Annotated in this window: 15 protein-coding genes; 2 read left to right on the top strand and 13 right to left on the bottom strand. The window is 72.4% G+C overall.

The window, feature by feature from the left end:
- Window positions 1-96: 96 nt before the first annotated feature.
- Genes QQG74_RS17785 through QQG74_RS17775 form a run of 3 tightly spaced genes read right to left on the bottom strand, consistent with a single transcriptional unit; the run spans window position 97 to window position 2,599 of the window.
- Window positions 97-828, bottom strand: a complete 732-nt coding sequence (locus QQG74_RS17785; protein ID WP_341715895.1) for an ABC transporter ATP-binding protein — start codon at window positions 826-828, stop codon at window positions 97-99.
- Window positions 801-1,637, bottom strand: a complete 837-nt coding sequence (locus QQG74_RS17780) for an ABC transporter permease (RefSeq protein WP_341715894.1) — start codon at window positions 1,635-1,637, stop codon at window positions 801-803. Before QQG74_RS17780 ends, QQG74_RS17785 begins: the two co-directional genes overlap by 28 nt.
- The gene (locus QQG74_RS17775; RefSeq protein WP_341715893.1) at window positions 1,634-2,599 is read right to left on the bottom strand and encodes an aliphatic sulfonate ABC transporter substrate-binding protein; all 966 of its coding nucleotides are present in this window, start codon (window positions 2,597-2,599) and stop codon (window positions 1,634-1,636) included. The genes QQG74_RS17780 and QQG74_RS17775 overlap by 4 nt, the downstream gene beginning before the upstream one ends.
- Before the next feature lie 171 nt (window positions 2,600-2,770).
- Between QQG74_RS17775 and QQG74_RS17770 the strand changes: the two genes are divergently transcribed.
- Window positions 2,771-3,940: an LLM class flavin-dependent oxidoreductase gene (locus QQG74_RS17770; RefSeq protein ID WP_341715892.1), complete on the top strand. Its 1,170-nt coding sequence runs from the start codon at window positions 2,771-2,773 to the stop codon at window positions 3,938-3,940.
- Between the two features lie 40 nt (window positions 3,941-3,980).
- Here the strand turns inward: QQG74_RS17770 and QQG74_RS17765 are convergent, their stop codons facing one another.
- The 6 genes from QQG74_RS17765 to QQG74_RS17740 form a co-directional block, all read right to left on the bottom strand.
- Window positions 3,981-4,493 (bottom strand): NUDIX domain-containing protein, encoded by a 513-nt coding sequence (locus tag QQG74_RS17765; protein ID WP_341715891.1) that lies wholly within the window; start codon window positions 4,491-4,493, stop codon window positions 3,981-3,983.
- 170 nt (window positions 4,494-4,663) lie between these two features.
- Entirely contained in the window at window positions 4,664-5,302 is a 639-nt protein-coding gene (locus QQG74_RS17760; RefSeq protein ID WP_341715890.1) for an SRPBCC family protein, read from the bottom strand.
- On the bottom strand, window positions 5,299-5,691 hold the full coding sequence (locus QQG74_RS17755) for a metalloregulator ArsR/SmtB family transcription factor (protein WP_341715889.1): 393 nt from the start codon (window positions 5,689-5,691) through the stop codon (window positions 5,299-5,301). The genes QQG74_RS17760 and QQG74_RS17755 overlap by 4 nt, the downstream gene beginning before the upstream one ends.
- Before the next feature lie 49 nt (window positions 5,692-5,740).
- Window positions 5,741-7,783, bottom strand: coding sequence for a glycogen debranching N-terminal domain-containing protein (locus QQG74_RS17750; RefSeq protein ID WP_341715888.1), 2,043 nt, complete (start codon window positions 7,781-7,783; stop codon window positions 5,741-5,743).
- Window positions 7,780-8,172 carry an SCP2 sterol-binding domain-containing protein gene (locus QQG74_RS17745; protein WP_341715887.1) on the bottom strand — a complete coding sequence of 131 codons (393 nt, stop codon included), beginning with the start codon at window positions 8,170-8,172 and terminating at the stop codon, window positions 7,780-7,782. Before QQG74_RS17745 ends, QQG74_RS17750 begins: the two co-directional genes overlap by 4 nt.
- 263 nt (window positions 8,173-8,435) lie before the next feature.
- Window positions 8,436-9,752 (bottom strand): FAD-dependent oxidoreductase, encoded by a 1,317-nt coding sequence (locus tag QQG74_RS17740; protein ID WP_341715886.1) that lies wholly within the window; start codon window positions 9,750-9,752, stop codon window positions 8,436-8,438.
- 316 nt (window positions 9,753-10,068) lie between these two features.
- On the opposite strand from QQG74_RS17740, the gene QQG74_RS17735 reads away from it, so the two are divergent.
- Window positions 10,069-10,371, top strand: coding sequence for a TraR/DksA family transcriptional regulator (locus QQG74_RS17735; RefSeq protein WP_341715885.1), 303 nt, complete (start codon window positions 10,069-10,071; stop codon window positions 10,369-10,371).
- 74 nt (window positions 10,372-10,445) lie between these two features.
- On the opposite strand, the gene QQG74_RS17730 is transcribed toward QQG74_RS17735, so the two are convergent.
- The 4 genes from QQG74_RS17730 to QQG74_RS17715 all read right to left on the bottom strand — a co-directional run bounded on the left by QQG74_RS17730 (window position 10,446) and on the right by QQG74_RS17715 (window position 14,240).
- Window positions 10,446-11,015 carry an ATP-binding protein gene (locus tag QQG74_RS17730; RefSeq protein WP_341715884.1) on the bottom strand — a complete coding sequence of 190 codons (570 nt, stop codon included), beginning with the start codon at window positions 11,013-11,015 and terminating at the stop codon, window positions 10,446-10,448.
- A 135-nt stretch (window positions 11,016-11,150) separates the two neighbouring features.
- Window positions 11,151-12,026 carry an SDR family oxidoreductase gene (locus QQG74_RS17725; protein ID WP_341715883.1) on the bottom strand — a complete coding sequence of 292 codons (876 nt, stop codon included), beginning with the start codon at window positions 12,024-12,026 and terminating at the stop codon, window positions 11,151-11,153.
- A complete protein-coding gene (locus tag QQG74_RS17720) occupies window positions 12,016-13,524 on the bottom strand; it encodes an NAD(P)/FAD-dependent oxidoreductase (protein ID WP_341715882.1) in 1,509 nt (502 codons plus the stop codon). The genes QQG74_RS17725 and QQG74_RS17720 overlap by 11 nt, the downstream gene beginning before the upstream one ends.
- Window positions 13,521-14,240, bottom strand: coding sequence for a TetR/AcrR family transcriptional regulator (locus QQG74_RS17715; protein ID WP_341715881.1), 720 nt, complete (start codon window positions 14,238-14,240; stop codon window positions 13,521-13,523). Before QQG74_RS17715 ends, QQG74_RS17720 begins: the two co-directional genes overlap by 4 nt.
- Window positions 14,241-14,323 lie beyond the last annotated feature (83 nt).

The following is a 14,323-nucleotide window of genomic DNA, read 5'->3' as shown; positions in this document are numbered from 1 at the left end:
CCACGCCTGGCCGAGCCGTCGCGCTGTATCGCACGGCTGTTCGACCGGGACCGTCGGAGTGACCGGGATCGGCCGGGTGTCCGGTGTATCTCCAGGTCACGGGGTGGGCACACCGAGTCGGTCGAGTAGGCGGCGGCGCAGCGCGCCGAAGGCCGGGTCGTCGGGGACCCGGGTCGGGCCGAGTGGGGCGGTGAATTCCTCGGCGATGACGCCGTGCTCCAGTACGAGGAGTCGGTCGGCGAGCAGCAGCGCCTCCTCCACGTCGTGCGTGACCAGCAGTGCGGCGAAGCCGTGTTCGGCCCGTAGCCGGCGTAGCAGGCCCTGCATGCGCAGCCGGGTGAGCGCGTCGAGGGCGCCGAACGGCTCGTCGAGCAGCAGGACGTCCGGCGCACGGACCAGCGCCCGGGCCACCGCCACCCGCTGGGCCTGCCCGCCGGAGAGTTCGGCCGGCCAGGCCCGGTGCCGGTCGGCGAGACCGACCTCGGCCAGCGCCCGGTCCACCCGCGTCGCCACGTCCGCACCGGAGAGTCCGAGCGCGACGTTTTCGGCCACCCGCTTCCACGGCAGCAGGCGGTGTTCCTGGAACACCACTGCGGCGGTGCCCCGCAGGAGGGTGTCGCCGGTGGCCTCGTCGTCGAGGCCGGCCAGCACGCGCAGCAGGGTGCTCTTGCCGGAGCCGCTACCGCCGAGCAGCGCGACCACCTCGCCCGGTGCGATGGTCAGGTGGACGCCGGCCAGCACGGTGGCGGTGCCGAAGCTGCGGCGTACGCCGCTTGCGGTGACCACCGGCGGGACGCCGCTCAGCTGGCCCGAAGTCCGCGACGCCATGCCAGCGTCCTCCTTTCCAGCACCCGGATGGCGACGTCGGACAGCAGGCCGAGCAGGGCGTAGACGAGCAGCCCGAGCACCACCACGTCGGTCTGGCTGAACTCGCGGGCCTCCATCATCAGGAAACCGATGCCGGTCTGCGCGTTCACCTGTTCGCCGACGACGAGGCTGAGCCAGGCGGCGCCGATGGCCAGCCGTAGGCCGAGGAAGAGCGCGGGCAACGCGCCGGGCAGCACCACGTGCCGCAGTCGGGCGGCGGGCCCCAATCCGCAGGTACGCGCCGCCTCGACCAGCCGTTCGTCGATGTCTCGGATGCCGGCGTAGGTGTTGAAGTAGAGCGGGAAGAAGGCACCCAGGGCGACCAGGCTGACCTTCAGCGACTCGCCGATGCCGACCCAGATGATCAGCAGCGGGACCAGCCCGAGGTGCGGCAGCATCCGGGCCATCTGCACCGGCGGATCGACCAGGTCGTCACCGAGGCGCAGCAGCCCGGCGAGGGCGCCGAGGAGCAGCGCGAGCCCGCCGCCGATGAGCAGCCCGGTGCCGGCCCGGGTGAGCGAGTCGAGCAGGTGGGTCAGCAGGGTTCCGTCGCGGGTCAGGCGCCAGCCGGTGGCCAGCACGGTGCTCGGTGCCGGCAACTTCTCCGGTGCCAGCGCTCCGCCGCGGGCGGCCAACTCCCAGCCGGCCACGAGCAGTACCGGGCTGGTCAGCCGGCGCCAGGCCAGGCGGCGGCTGCTGGTCGCCGAACCGGCCGGTGCGGCGGGTACCGCCGTGGTCGGTGTCGGTGCGGTGGCGGTGGCCCTGGTCACTGGAACACCTCGTTGAAACGGCCGTCCACCCGGGCGCGGATGTCGACCGGCCCGGGGATGAGTTCGAGGCTGGCGAAGCCGTCCGCGATGGCCTGCAACTCGTCGCCGACCGCCGGGGTGACCGGCGCGAGGGCCGGCGCACTGCGGGCCAACGCCCGGCCGGCGACGTCCTCGGCGATCTTGAGTTCGGGCGCGAGTACCGTGGCGCGTTCGGCGGGGTTGGCGATGCCCCAGTCGGTGACCGTCCGGTACGTGCGCAGGAACGCCTCGATCTGCTCGGACCTGGTGGCCAGCGCGTCCGGGTGGGCCAGCACGTACTCGCGGTTGCTGGCCAGGCCGGTGGCGTCGGCGAGGATCCGTACGCCGGGCTGCTCGGCGAGGGCGAAGTACGGATCCCAGATCACCCAGGCGTCGACCTGCCCGCTGTCGAAGGCGGGTCGACCCTCGGCTGGCTTGAGGTACTTGACGTTGATGTCCCGCAGCGTCAGGTTGTTCGCCTCCAGCAGCCGCACCAGTAGCCAGTGCACGTTGGAGCCCTTGTTGAGCGCCACCGTGCGTCCCTTCAGGTCGGCGACCGTGCGGATGCCGGAGCTCTCCTTGACCAGGACCGCCTCGCCCTGTGGGACCGGTGCGGAGGTGCCGATGACGGAGAACGGGATCTTGCCGGCGGCGGCGAAGATCGGCGGTGCCTCGCCGGTCTGTCCGAGGTCGATGGAGCCCGCCTTGAGCGCCTCGGTCAGCGCCGGGCCGCTCTCGAACAGCGACCACTCGACGTCGGTGGCTCCACTGCGCGCCTTGACCAGGCTCAGTCCGCCGAAGCGCTGGTAGCCGACGCGCAGCCGGGGCGTGCCGTCGTCGCCCGCCGCGTCCGCACCGCAGGCGGTGAGGGCGGCGACGGCGACCAGGGCCAGTGCCGTCAACGCGGCGGTGCGAGCCCGGCGCGGGGCAGGGGAGGTGCGCATGAGATCTCCTTGACAGGGGCTGGTGGTCCGCACGGCGATCGACGTTCGCCCGGCGGGAAGCACAGCCTACTAACCCGATAGGTTTTATGGGTAGGGTGTCCGGGCGGCCGTCCCAACAATTCGGAAGCGGACCGGCCGGAGCAGCCCCTGCGACTCGTGAAGGACCCCACCATGTCGTTGACGTTCCACTGGTTCCTGCCCACGTACGGCGACAGCCGGGACATCGTCGGCGGCGGGCACGGCCTGTCGGCCGGTCGCGCCGGTGGCTCCCGTCCGCCCACCGTCGCCTACCTCGGCCAGATCGCCCGGACCGCCGAGCAGTTGGGCTTCGTCGGTGCGCTGACGCCCACCGGCGCCTGGTGTGAGGACGCCTGGCTGAGCACCGCGATGCTGACCGAGGTCACCGAGCGGCTGAAGTTCCTGGTCGCGTTCCGGCCCGGGCTGCTCTCGCCGACCCTGGCGGCGCAGATGGGCGCCACCTTCCAGCGGCTTTCGCAGGGCCGGCTGCTGGTCAACGTGGTCACCGGCGGCGAGTCCCACGAGCAGCGCGCCTACGGCGACTTCCTGGACAAGGCCGCCCGGTACGCCCGCACCAACGAGTTCCTGCACGTGCTGCGGGCGCTGTGGCGTGGCGAGACGGTCGACCACTCGGGCGAGCACCTACGCGTCGAACAGGCCCGGCTGGCCCGGCTGCCCGAACCGGTGCCTCCGGTCTACTTCGGCGGTTCGTCCGCCGCCGCCGGTCCGGTCGCCGCCGCGCACAGCGACGTCTACCTGACCTGGGGCGAGCCGCCGGCTCAGGTCGCCGGCAAGCTCGACTGGATCCGTGGCCTGGCCGCCGAGGCCGGGCGTACCGTCCGGTTCGGCATCCGGCTGCACGTGATCGCGCGGGACACCGGCGACGAGGCCTGGGCGCAGGCCCGGCGGCTGCTCGACGGCATCGCGGACGCCGACATCCGCTCCGCCCAGGAGGGCCTGCGGCGCAGCGAGTCCGAGGGGCAGCGCCGAATGCTCGACCTGCACGGTGGCTCCCGGGACGGCCTGACGGTCGCACCCAACCTGTGGGCGGGGGTCGGGCTGGTACGCGGTGGCGCGGGCACCGCCCTGGTGGGCAGCCACACCGAGCTGGCCGACCGGATCGCCGAGTACCACGCGCTCGGCATCGAGGAGTTCGTCCTCTCCGGACATCCGCACCTGGAGGAGGCGTACTGGTTCGGCGAGGGGGTGCTGCCGATCCTGCGTGCGCGCGGACTGTGGCGGCACCCGGCGGGCGAACCGGTACCCGCCCAGCCCACCGGGATCCCGTTCGCCACCCCACCGGTGCCGACCGGACGCGGCTGAGCCGGCCGCGACCTCGCGAGCTGCCCGCGCGGCCGGCCGGTCAGCTCCGGTGGCGGACGAAGAATTCGGCAAGCACCTGGGTGTGGGTGGAGAAGGCCAGCTCGGTCGGCTCGGTCAACACCAGCCACTCGGTGGCCTCGGCGGTCGGCGCCGACGGCGGTAGCTCCGCCACCGGGCGCTCCGGTAGCTCCCCGAAGATCATCATGGTGCCACCGGCCGGCGCGCTCTGCACCGAGACCAGTTCCGCGCCGGCCGGGTCGGCGAGCAGCCCGGTCTCCTCCCGCAGTTCGCGGACCAGCGCGTCCCGCCACTGCTCGCCGTACTCGATGAATCCGCCGGGCAGCGCGAGCAGCCCACGGGCGGGTTCGATGTCGCGCCGGACCGCGACCACGCCGAGCCCACTGGGGGTACGCACCGGCAGCAGCGCCACCGCGACGGGCAGCGGGTTGCGCCAGACCGTCTCGCCGCAGGCCGCGCAGAGCCGAGGCCACCCGGCTTCCGGCGGATAGGCCGTGCCGCAGTACGAGCAGTGCGAGTACGCCACCGGGGTCACGCGGCTGGACGTTACCCGAGTTGCCGAACGCGGCCCGGCGCGGCCCGTCCGCCGGGCGGTGCCGCCGTCCTGCGGAGCTCGGCCAGGAGGACGGGTCCGAGGTGCTGCCCGCCACCCGCCGGCGGCGCTGCGGCGGGGTCAGGGCCGCGCGGGCGAGTGCTGCGGACGGGTCAGGGCTGCGGGGCACCGGTGTAGAAGGCCGTGGTGCGGTCCGCGGCGGCCCGCGCCTCGTCCGGGTCGGTGCCGGCCGCGACGCTCGCCTCGAACCAGCCTTCGCTGCTGGCCGCCACGAAGGCCCGCCCGGCGGCGGAGCCCATCCAGGCCGCGTTCTGTTCCGGCGGTGCGTCGCCCGTACCGGCGAGATGGGTGGCGAGGCCGAGTAGCGCGAGGTCCCAGCCGACACCGGTCGCGCCGGGACCGAACTGGAGCCAGAACTCGTCCTTGACGTGACCCACGTGCTCCAGCAGGAGCCGGGTGCGACCGTCGTCGGTCGGGTCCAGACGAAGCTCGATCCAGCTGATCTCGTCGCCGAATTCCCAGGTGGCGGCGAACGACTTCGGTGGGTCGCACCGCTCGACGGTGCCGCTGGCGTTGCCCTCCACCTGGTAGCGGCCGTGCAGCCGTAACTCGCCGGAGACCGGCGCGAACCATCGGGGCAGGCGCTCGGGGTTGGTGCAGGCGTCCCAGACGTCCGCCACGGACGCGTCGTAGCTCTGGCTGATGGTCATCACCCGGGCCTCTCCCGCCGCCAACGTGCGGGCGCCGACCTGGCGCCGGACGGCGCTGATCTGAGAAGTAGCGTCGATCATGTGGTTCTCCTGTTGTCCTCATCGCGGTGCCGGCCCGGCTCGACGGGCTGGCGAGCTTGCGTCTCGCGGGCATCGCGGCGGCCTCTGGCGAGTTCGGTGGTGAGTGCGGCCAGCCGTGGGGTCCAGAACCTGCGGAAGCCCTCCAGCCACTTGTCGACCTCTCGCAGTGGGCGTGGGTCGACCGCGTACAGCCGTCGCGTTCCTTCCGGCCGGACCGTGGCGAAGCCAGCCTCCCGCAGCACCCGGAGGTGTTGCGAGACAGCCGGTTGGGAGATGCCGAACTCGGACCGGATCACCTCGCAGATGCCGCCGGCGGTCAGTTCACCGTCGGCCAGCAGCTCCAGAATCCGCCGCCGGACGGGATCCCCGAGCACCTCGAACGCATGCACCCGATAGTTGTATCAGGGGCTACTTATATAAGCAAGGATGCAATTAGGATCAGTTGCGGTCGACGCGGGGGTTGCCGATCGCGTCCATCAGGCCCCAGCGTCCCGCGATATCGAGCAGTTCGATCCGGCCGATCCGTTCCGGTATCTCCGGGTGCACCACCATGTGGTCGCCTTGGGGTTCCAGGCCGAGCAGGGTACGCAGCAGCAGGAAGGTGGTACCCGTCGCGGCGGCCTGCGGGCTGTTCGCCGCCGGGTACGGCACCGGATAGCGGGTCAACTCCCGGTCGTAACCGGCGAACGACTCCGGCATCCGCCCGGCGAAGTGTTGGGCCGCGCCGATGACGCTCTCGGCGATGCGTCCCGCCTCGGCGCGGAAGCCGTACCGACGCAGACCCGCGGCGATCAGGGAGTTGTCGAACGGCCAGACGGTGCCGACGTGGTAGCCGAGCGGGTTGTACCGGAACTGCCCGGTGGCCAGGGTCCGCACCCCCCAGCCGGAGAAGAGCCGGGGGCCGAGCAGGTGCTCAGCGACCGCGCCGGCCCGGGAATGCTCGACGATGCCGCTCCACAGCAGATGACCCATGTTCGACGCCAGGGCGTCGACCTGGTCGCCGTCGGGCCCGAGTGCGAGCGCGAAGTAGCCGCCGGCGCTGATCCAGAAATCCCGGTTGAACCGCTGCTTGAGCTCCTCCGCCTCCCGTTCCAGCCGGTCGGCGTACGCCGGGTCGGCCCAGAACTCGCGGGCCAGCCGGGCACCCCGCCGCTTGGCGTCGTACGCGTACCCCTGCAACTCGCAGGTGGCGCGGGGCAGACCGGGCAGCCGGCCGTCGGCGTAGCAGATCGCCTCGGGAGAATCCTTCCAGCAGTGGTTCTGCGCACCGGTCTGCTCGTTGCGGGTCCGGTACCAGAGGTAGCCGTCGCCGCGCATGTTGCCGTACTCGTCGATCCAGTGCAGCGCCGCACGGGCCGCGTCCTCGAGTTCCCGGACCAGTTCGCTGTCACCCGTCCAGCGCTGGTACTCGTCGAGCAGCACGACGAACAGGGGAGTGACGTCCGCGCCGCCGTAGTACGGCGACTGCGGTCGCTCCTCGAACGCGGCCATTTCGCCGTACCGGAGCTCGTTGAGGATCTTGCCGGGTTCCTCGTCCCGGAAGTCGTCGAGGACCGTGCCCTGAAGCAGGGCGAGCAGCCGCAGGGTGGTGGAGGCCAGCCCGGGAACGAAGGGCAGGGTCTGGAAGCAGGTGAGAATGGCGTCCCGGCCGATGACCGCGGCCGACCAGGGCAGCCCGGCCGCGAACATCGTCTCGTGCGGTAGCGCCAGCGGGGAGAACCGCAGGCCGGCCAGGTCCTCCAGGCCGCGCCGATAGGTCATCATCAGCGGTTCCCAGTCGCAGTGCAGCCGGGGGGCGCTGGCCACCCACCGGCTCAGCTCGCGGCGCAGCCGTGGTCGGGCCCGGTCCGACGGGAGTTGCAGCCGGTGCTGGGTGTCCAGCCCGTCCGGGCGCAACACCAGACTCTGCACGTGCAGCGTCGTGCTCCACCTACCCTGCCTGTCGAGCTGCACCCGGAAGGTCAGGCCGTGCTCGTCGAAGTCGGCGGGCTCGCTTGAGGAAATCTCGGTCACCCGGTGAAACCGTTCCCGCCGGCACCCCAGCCGCAGCCGGTCGGACACCTCGCGGTAGCCGCGCAGCGCGGAGGCCTGCGGCCAGACCACGTTGTAGATCGGCGCGAAGTCACTGTCGACGTCGATCCGTACCACGTAACTGACCGGCGCGCCGCTGTGGTTGAGCACGGTGAGACGTTCCCGGAAGCCGCTGTCCGACATCCACCGGTCGCGGATGACCGACACCTTGGCGTCGACGTAGTGGGTCGGATGGCCAGGGACCAGGAAGAACCGGATCTCGTAGTAGTTGGGCTCGTGCACCGCGAGCGGGTGCAGCAGCTCCCCGTTGAGGCTCAGCCGCCAGGTGGCCAGGAACCGGGTGTCGAAGGCGAAGAAGCCGCTCGGGCCGGTGGGGGTGAAGACCATGTCCCCGTTGTCCTCGCTGAGCACGAACATGTTGCCGTCGAGGATGCGGACGAGCCTCTTCACCGCACCTCCCGATCGGGCGCCGGCTCCGCCCCGGTGACCAGCACGCGGGGATGGCGGGCTCCCGGCGGCGGCGCGAACAGGCGCTCCAACAGGATCACCATGCGGAACTGCCCGTCGGCGACGAGATCGTTGCGCAGGAACGCCGGCAGCGGTTTGACCTCGCCCCGCGCCATCCGGACGAAGGTTGTCTCGTCCGTGCGGATCACGGTGTCGGCGTCCTCCGCGCCGCCGTGGGACACCGCGATTCGTCCCCGCTCGATGACGACCAGCCAGCGGTCCACGCCGTCGTGCGAGGTCAGATCGAAGCGGACGCTGCCGGAGATCTGTCGCAGCAGCCGTCCGCCATTGCGGGTCAGCTGGTCGAAGAAGTCCCGCACCGCCTCCGACACCGCTCACCTCCACGGGCGTACCCAGCCTGAGGCGGCTGCTTTCCGGCCGATTACCCGGCACCGACCGCGCCCGGTGAGCGCGGGCGAACCTCGCCGCCACCTGCAACTTTAGCGGCTTTAGTCCGCTTCGGGCTGGTCTTCGGGCGGCCCCAGATCTTCTCTTCGGATGGCCCCAAATCTTCGCGTGGGCCCGAATTCTTCGCGCCGCCCCCGAACTCTCTGCGCGGCCCCGAACTCTCTGCGCGGCCCCGAGCCCGGTGCGGTCACAGCCGGGCCAGCACCTCGCCGGCGGCACGTTCGCCCGCCTCCACCGCCCCGTCGAGGTAACCGCGCCATCGGGTCGCGGTCTCCGTACCGGCCCAGTGGATCCGACCCACCGGCGTGCGCAGGCTCGGCCCGTACTCCCGCGCCGAGCCGGGCGTCAGTACCCCACAGAAGCAGCCGCGGGTCCACGGATCGGCCGACCAGTCGTACTCGACGACCTCCTCGGCGTGCCGTGCGGCCGGGCCGACGATCGTGGCCAGCGCGTCGAGCAGCACGGCGCGGCGGGCCGGCGCCGCCATTCGGCGCAGCGCGGTGGCCTCCGCCCCGTAGCTGAAGGCGGTAAGCACCCCACGCGACGTGGTCGGCGTACCGCCGTCGACGGTCTCGGTGATCGGCCCGTCGGTGCAGGTGGCGACCCCGGAGATGCCGTCGGCCCGCCAGAACGGCTCCGGGTAGATGACGTGTGTCTTGAGCGCCGAGCCCATCGGCATCCGTTGGGTCAGCCCGTCGCGTAGCGCCGGCAGCGCCGGCACGTACCGGATCCGACCGGCAAGTGCCGGGGGCACGGCCACCACCACCGCCTTCGCCGCGAAGCGTTCGGCGTCGGTCTGGGCCACGACGCCCGTCTCGTCCTCTTCGATGGCGAGAACCGGCGCGGCCAACCGGAGCACCTCCGGGCCCAGTGCGGCGGCCATCGCCTCGGCCAGCGCGGTCGGCCCACCGACGATCCGGTCCTGCTGCGCGCCGCCGGCCATCGCGAGCAACGTCGCCGCCCCGCCGCCGCTGGCAAGGTAGCCGGTCAGTTGCAGCACGGACACCTGGTCGGCAGAGATGGCCAGCAGGCCACCGGCGAGCAGCCGGCCGAGATACCGGGCGGTCACCGGGTCGGGCGCGGCGGCCAGCAGCCAGTCGCCAAGGGTGCTCCGGTCCCATCGGTCCGCCTCCGGCGCGGCCCACGGCGCGGCCGGATCCAGCCGCGCCGCATAGCCGTCCAGCAGATCGAGGACCCGGGCCGCGTCCGGCGGCGCGACGGCCCGACGGTGGCCCTGCCACATCACAAACGACGCGCCGTACGCGGCGGACGGGAAGGTGCTCAGCGCGTACCGGTCCAGCAGGTCGTTCACCCGATGCTGGGTCGGGCCGATCCACTGGGCGCCCAGATCGAGCTGCGTGCCGTCGGGCAGCCAGTGGGTCAGCACCCGTCCACCCACCCGGTCACGGGCTTCCAACACCCGGACCCGTACGCCGGCCCGCAGGAGGCGGAGCGCGGCGGCGAGCCCGGAGAACCCGGCCCCGACGACGAGGACATCGGTCATACCGGGTACTACCCACATCCGGGGCTGGTATGGCGCACAACCGGATTGGCCCGCCCTGCCGCGGGGGCTATGGTGGTTCGATGTACCCGGTCATCCCGCTGCACCACGCTGCCGTCGCCACGGCCGCGTCGGTGTCGGCTGCCCGCTGCGGGCAGCACGCGGCGGTGATCCGCCCGGGTCGGCCCTGCGCCCAGGCCGGTGACAGCCAGCCGAGCCCCGCCGGCCGGAGCCCTCCGGAAACCGTCCAACCACCAGGACGGCCAGGGGCGAAGCTCAAGCTTCGGCCCTTTTTCATTTCCGGAGAAAGGGATTCGACATGAACGACCGGACGTGGCTCACCCAGCTCGAAGCGACGCTGACCCAGGAGCACGAGACGCAGACGGCCCGGCTGACCCAGTTGACGGCCGACACCGGCGACCCGGCGGAGGCGCACACGAACGCCGCCCTGATCGCCGCGACCCGGCACAGCCTGGAGCAGATCTCCGCTGCGCTGCGCCGGATGGCCGCCGGTAGCTACGGCAGCTGTGAGAGGTGCGGCACGGCGATCGCCCGGGAACGTCTGGAAATCCTCCCGCACGCCCGCTTCTGCGTGCCCTGCCAGCAGAAGCTCAACGGCTGACCCCAGCGACGGCTGCCGCATCGCCCACCGGTGCGGCAGCCGGCATTCGCTGCTCGGCCTTGCCTGCGCCGCGATCAGAGGCCGGGACGACCCTCCGCGCCGTCGGGACGCAGCGGCCCCAGGGTGCCGCCGCCGAGCGGTCGGCCGCCGCTGACGGTGTCCGGCAGCCCCTGGGTGGCGATCACCTCGGGCGGTGCGGTCTGTGTCGGGGCGAGGCTGGCGATGACGGTGGCGGTCACCCCGTCGGGCCGGTGGGTGAGGGTCAACGCTCCGGTGAGGTGATGGGCCAGCCAGAGTCCGCGCCCGCCGGGGGTGTTCGCCGCCGGCAGGTTGACCGTGAGGTCGCCGCCACGGCCGTGGTCGGTCACCTCGCAGACCAGCCGGTCGGCCTGCCGGAACAGGTCGAGTCGCCCACCACCACCACCGTGCAGCACGGCGTTGGTGACCAACTCGTGGATGGCCAGTACGAGATCCTCGGCGACGTCTCCGGTGAGACCCGCTGCGGCGATCCGGGCGGCGAGCTGGTGCCGCAGCGCGGTCACCGTCTGGGCAGTGAAGGGCACGGACAGCAGGGACGTTGCCTCGTCCTCGTCCGGAGACGGATCACCCGGGCCACTGGCGTCCGGCCGACCGAGGTTGCTCATGCTGGCAGAGTACGTCGTCGGGCTGAGACCGCGACCGTTGCGGCAGGGCAAAGGTTCTCGGGTCCGCCCGGTCGAACCACCGATGCCGAACACCAGCACCAGCGGTTCGACCTTACCCGCGCCGGAAATGGATGCTCATGATCGGCCGTCCCCCACCGAGGTACGGCCGAACGCCCGCCCGCTGCGGCGCACCTCGGCGGCCATCTGCTCGGCCAGTTCGCCGCCGCCGAACCGGGTGATCAGCGCGTCGGAGAGCCCGCTGAGCACCACCGGCCGCAGCGCCTGGACCAGCGCGATCGAGCGGGGCACGTAGACCTTGCGTCGGCGCCGTTCGATGCCGCGCAGGAACGCCTCGGCGCACCGCTCGACGCTGATCACGCTGGAGAGCGGCCAGGGCAGCCGGCGTTGGGCGTCGCGGAACGACGGGAAATCCGCGCGGATGTCCCGGACCAGGTCGGTGTCGATCCAGATCGGGTGGGCGGTGCCGACGGTCAGCCCGCCCCGGCGGTTCTCCAGCCGCAGCACGTTGCCGAACTGCTCCACCCCGGCCTTCGAGGCGCAGTACGCGGCCATCCCCGGCATCGCGGCGAAGGCCGCCGCCGACGAGACCATCAGCACGTGGCCCCGGGCGGCCAGCACGTGCGGCAGCGCCGCGCTGACCGTACGGATCACGCCGGAGAGGTTCACGTCGATGGTGCGTACCAGCGCGTCCACCGGACCGGTCGACACGGTGCCGAGATTGGCGATGCCGGCGTTCGCCACCACCACGTCGATGCCGCCATAGCGTTGCACCGTGGAGGTGACCGCGTCGTCGAGCCCCGCCTGGTCGGTCACGTCGCACTCGTACCAGTGGCCGTTCACCTCCCGGGCCACCTCGCGCAGCAGGGCCGGCTCCAGACCGACCAACGCGACGCGGGCGCCCCGGGCGGCGGCGGCCCGGGCCAGGGCGGCGCCGATGCCGCGGGCAGCACCGGTGATCAGGATGGTCCGGTCGCGAAGGTCATACCGCATCTGAGCGCTCCAGGTCCCGGTCGGCGCCGTCGATCTCGACGGCCTGGTGGTCGGCGGGGCGGAAACGGCGCAGCCGCCACCGGTAGCCGGTGGCGTACCCCGGCCAGATGGTGCTGTTGCGGCCGGTCGCGTCGAGGTACCAGCTCGCGCAGCCGGTCTGCCAGACGGTGCCCCGCATCCGCCGGTCCACCCGCTCGGTCCAGCGCCGCTGCGCCTCGGCGGTGGGTTCGATGGCGGCCACGCCGGTGGCCCGCAGGTGCCGCAGGGCACCGATGATCAAGCGTAGCTGTGCCTCGATCATCAGCACCACCGAGGTGTGCCCGAGCCCGGTGTTCGGGCCGAGCAGGAAGAACAGGTTGGGGAAGCCGGCGACGGTGGTGCCCCGGTACGCCCGCATGCTCGGCGTCCACTCCTCGGCGAGGCTGCGCCCGTCCCGGCCGTGGATGCGGGACACGACGGGCGGGTCGGTGACGTGGAAGCCGGTGCCGAGGATGATGGTGTCGGCTGGGTGGTGCACCCCGTCGGCGGTGACCAGCCCGTCGGCGGTGATCCGGCGGATGCCGGCGTCGACCACGTCGACGTTGCCCCGGGTCAGGGCCGGCCAGTACTCGTCGGAGATGAGTACCCGCTTGCAGCCCATCGTGTAGCCGGGGGTGAGGGTGGCGCGCAGCCGCGGGTCGGCGACCTCGCGGCGCAGCTTGCGCAGCGACCGCCGGGCGGCGATCCGGTTCACCGTGGGATGGAGGAAACCGACGGCCATCGCCTCGCGTGCCAGGTAGCCGGCGGCCCGTACGGTCCGCTGCGTCGCGGGGAGCCGCCGGAACACGGCCTGCTCCAGCCGGCTGATCCGGCGCGACCGGCGGGACATGAGCCACGCGGGGGTGCGCTGGAACAGGGTCAGCCGGGTCACGACGGGCTGGATGCGGGGCACGAACTGCACGGCGGAGGCGCCGGTGCCGATCACCGCGACCCGCCGGCCGGTCAGGTCGTGGTCGTGTCGCCAGCGGGCGGAGTGGAAGACGGTGCCGGCGAAAGTCTCCAGGCCGGGCAGGTCGGGCACGGCCGGTTCGCTGAGCGGGCCGGTGGCACAGATCAACACTCGGGCCCAGTACTCACCGCCGGAGGTGTCCAGCCGCCAGCGTCCGCGCCGGGCGTCCCAGTCGGCCCGGCGCAACTCGTGGCGCAGCCGCAGTTTCGGGCGTACGCCGAAGCGGTCCACGCAGCCGCGCAGGTAGTCCCAGATCTCGCGCTGCCCGGAGAAGGTCTCCGACCAGGACGGGTTGGCGGCGAACGAGAACGAGTACAGGTGCGACGGCACGTCGCAGGCGCACCCGGGATAGGTGTTGTCCCGCCAGGTGCCGCCGACGTCGTCGCTGCGCTCGAAGACGAGGAAGTCGGTGAAGCCGGCCCGCTGCAACTGGATGGCCGCGCCCAGGCCGCCGAACCCGGCCCCGACGATCGCGACGTCGATCTCCATCAGCCCGCCGTGGTGACTCACGGCGCGATCCGCTCGTGCGCGCGGGTCAGCTCGGGAGGCAGGTCGGCGCTGCGCTGGACGCCCTCGATGCCGCTCCACAGCAGCGTGGTCAGGTACTCGGTGAGCACGGCCCGGCTGATCGGCTGGCCGTGCACGGTCCACCAGTCACCCACCGCCTGCACGAAGCCCACCAGGCCGTACGCCCACGGCTCCGCCGGGCCCGCGTCCAGGCCGAGCGCACGCAACCGGTCACCGATCACCCGGGCCAGCCCGGCGGCCACCTGCCGGCTGGTGCCGGCGAGTAGCTGCTGGATGCCCGGTACGCCGCAGGAGTGGACGAGGAACTCGTAGAGCTGGGGCTGGCAGTCGATCACCCCGAGGTACGCGTCGATTGTCGCCTCGACCAGGGCGCGTTCCTCGCGTACCTGCTCGATGGCGGGGGCGACCGCCGCGACCACCCGGGCCGCCACGTGCTCGCCGACGGCGAGCCAGAGCTGCGATTTGTCGGCGAAGTAGCGGTAGAGCACCGGCTTGCTGACCCCGGCGGTGCTGGCCACCTGGTCCATGTCGACCTCCGGGCCGTACCGCAGCAGGGCCTGCACCGCGGCGGCGATCAGCGCCTGGCGTCGCTGCTCCCGGTGGTCGGCCCAGCGATCCTTGCGCCCGGTGCGGACGGCGGCCGGCGAGCCGTCCGGTGCGGCACCGGATCCACTGGTGCCAGGGGACGGCGATTGCATGCTACTACTCGTAACAGTTACTGGAAGTCACGTCAATGGGGAGCGGGCGGCCGTCGCGCGACGCTGCGCTGGCCAGCGTCCCC

The sequence above is a fragment of the Micromonospora sp. FIMYZ51 genome (assembly GCF_038246755.1).
Taxonomy (GTDB): domain Bacteria; phylum Actinomycetota; class Actinomycetes; order Mycobacteriales; family Micromonosporaceae; genus Micromonospora.
The sequence above is the reverse complement of the archived record's forward strand: the minus strand, read 5'-3'. Positions and strand labels throughout refer to the sequence as shown.

Bases quoted from the DNA above. Each gene is read 5' to 3' on its own strand.
- QQG74_RS17785 (WP_341715895.1), bottom strand. From the start codon at position 828: ATGGCGTCGCGGACTTCGGGCCAGCTGAGCGGCGTCCCGCCGGTGGTC.
- QQG74_RS17775 (WP_341715893.1), bottom strand. From the start codon at position 2,599: ATGCGCACCTCCCCTGCCCCGCGCCGGGCTCGCACCGCCGCGTTGACG.
- QQG74_RS17770 (WP_341715892.1), top strand. From the start codon at position 2,771: ATGTCGTTGACGTTCCACTGGTTCCTGCCCACGTACGGCGACAGCCGG.
- QQG74_RS17760 (WP_341715890.1), bottom strand. From the start codon at position 5,302: ATGATCGACGCTACTTCTCAGATCAGCGCCGTCCGGCGCCAGGTCGGC.
- QQG74_RS17740 (WP_341715886.1), bottom strand. From the start codon at position 9,752: ATGACCGATGTCCTCGTCGTCGGGGCCGGGTTCTCCGGGCTCGCCGCC.
- QQG74_RS17735 (WP_341715885.1), top strand. From the start codon at position 10,069: ATGAACGACCGGACGTGGCTCACCCAGCTCGAAGCGACGCTGACCCAG.
- QQG74_RS17730 (WP_341715884.1), bottom strand. From the start codon at position 11,015: ATGAGCAACCTCGGTCGGCCGGACGCCAGTGGCCCGGGTGATCCGTCT.
- QQG74_RS17725 (WP_341715883.1), bottom strand. From the start codon at position 12,026: ATGCGGTATGACCTTCGCGACCGGACCATCCTGATCACCGGTGCTGCC.
- QQG74_RS17715 (WP_341715881.1), bottom strand. From the start codon at position 14,240: ATGCAATCGCCGTCCCCTGGCACCAGTGGATCCGGTGCCGCACCGGAC.